The organism is Mangrovimonas sp. sgz306409, from assembly GCF_059735265.1.
In genome coordinates this window covers 1-2,068 of record NZ_JCAPEU010000033.1, presented here as the reverse complement: position 1 = coordinate 2,068, position 2,068 = coordinate 1, and the positions used below count along the sequence as shown (strand labels likewise).

Sequence of the window (2,068 nt, the reverse complement as noted above, 5' to 3'; positions counted from 1 at the left end):
TTCCCTTCATAATAAAACCAATCAAAAACCGCTTTGTTTTTGGAGGTCTTGCCATTGCTGGTTGCATACATGCCAATACCCGGGCCATTAAACATGGCATTCCCCTGAAGGTCTGCAATGACAATTAGGTTTTGTTTGTCTCCAATTGGTTTAAGGGCGTCCATACTTTCTCCGTAGCTAAATTGAATGTCCAAATCGTTGCCTTCAACATGAAAATAGACCTCTTTGTTTTTGTAGGGGATACGGGCAATTTCGGTTTGTTCGCCTTTAAAAGCTTTGATCAATACCAAGGAATTCTTGTCCTTTAAAAGGTTGAAGTGGTTTTCATTGGTTCTGTATACCGTTAAACCTGCCTGTTCATTATCCTTTGAGGTTTTAAAAGACATCTTGGTAGAGGCTTCAAATTTATGGTGTTCAATGCGCTGAACCAAAATGGAAGAATTGACAAGGCTATCCATAACTTCCTTGCGTAAATTTAGGTGAACCGCTCCTTTCTCTACGGTGTAAAAGGCCTCTTTAGGTATGCGAATGGTACACCATTTTAGATCCAGTTTGTCACCATTAAATTCGTCCTTGGCAGGTTGTTTTTCAAAAGGCGTCCAAAGTAAATTGGGACGGGGTTGTGTCATGAGTACTTTGCCTTCACCTGGATTAAATACAGGCGTTTGCTCATCAAATTCTACTTTGGCCAAAAAGGTTTCCCTGGCTAAGGTGGTTAGTCTGTCCAAGCGTCGTTTTCCAAGCATGACACACCACCATTCGCCGTTTTGGGTCTGCACCAAATCGCCATGGCCAATGGCATGTACGGGGTAATCCTGTCCTAAATGTCGGTGGCTCAACACAGGGTTGATATAGTCCGTGGTGTAGGGACCAAATACAGTATCGCTATGGTGTACGGTAAGGGCGTGGTAAATGCCTGTGCCTCCTTCAGAAATCATCAAGAGGTATTTGCCATTTATTTTGTAAAGATGAGGCCCCTCGGAATAGGAGGCGTTGTTGGCATGGCCGTAGGTAGCGTTATGGCGTTCGCCTACCAATTTCTTTTGTTGTAAATCCAGTTCTTGGGTGAAAATAACCCCTTGGTCTTTCCATTCTGGAGTTTCGGCACCTACAACTCCCGTATAGTAACATTTGCCATCATCGTCCCACATCAACGAAGGGTCAATGCCATCCGCTTCAGGCAGCCAATTAGGATCTGACCATGGACCAGCAGGGTTAGTAGCGGTTATATAAAAATTCATTCCACAACCTACACAGGTATTGATGATATAAAAAACTCCATTGTGATGCCTAATGGTAGCTGCAAACAGGCCAAGCATATCTGGCAACTTATCGAAATTCATTTGATCTGGGCGGTCAATAGCATGCCCAATAAGTTCCCAATTTACAAGGTCTTTACTGTGATAAATTGGTAAACCCGGGAACCAAACAAAGGTGGAATTCACCAAATAATAGTCGTCACCCACCCTGCAAATGGACGGGTCGGGATGATATCCTGGGAGAATAGGATTATCAAAAGTGGTTGGAGCTGTTTGTCCAAAGAGGTTGAAGCAGGCCATTACCGTGATAATGGTAAGTTTAATGCCGTTTGATTTTAGTGTTTTTGGTAGTATTATCATTATGCTTTAATTCAGCGGAGTATAAACAAAATTCTTGAAGCGTACGTTGCCTTCTCCCATAGAGCATAGGCCAATTCTTAGTCCCATAAAACCACTAAGGACATTGTGGTGGTAGGCAGTGGCATCGAATGAGTTTTCAATTTTAAGCCATTCCTTTCCGTCTAAACTGTAGTACATGTCAACCAAGTTATTGGTGTTTTTCAGGCGCAGATATACGTGTCTTTTAATGACGTTACGTTCTGTAGGAAACTGCCAACCTCTTAAATTGGCCAGTACATTTTCTTTGTCAGCTAGAATTCCCGAAAACGCACTTTCGTTATAGAACAGTACCAAGCCGCCTATGGCTTCTCCTTCAATTTCCAATTCCACGTCTGCAGTATACGAATGGTTGGCAGGCATGGCTAGTAAAGGGGAGCAATTGGCAACACCGTTGCCTTTCCCTTTAACTT

At 42.9% G+C, this 2,068-nt stretch carries 2 protein-coding genes; both read right to left on the bottom strand.

Features of this window, described 5'->3' with window-relative positions:
• Nucleotides 1-1,619 (bottom strand): glycoside hydrolase family 43 protein (locus AC6I5C_RS17800; RefSeq protein ID WP_497906347.1); only part of this gene is annotated, 1,619 nt, incomplete at its 3' end.
• 6 nt (nt 1,620-1,625) lie between these two features.
• On the bottom strand, nt 1,626-2,068 hold a 443-nt coding region (locus tag AC6I5C_RS17795), incomplete at its 5' end, for a beta-xylosidase family glycoside hydrolase (protein WP_497906346.1).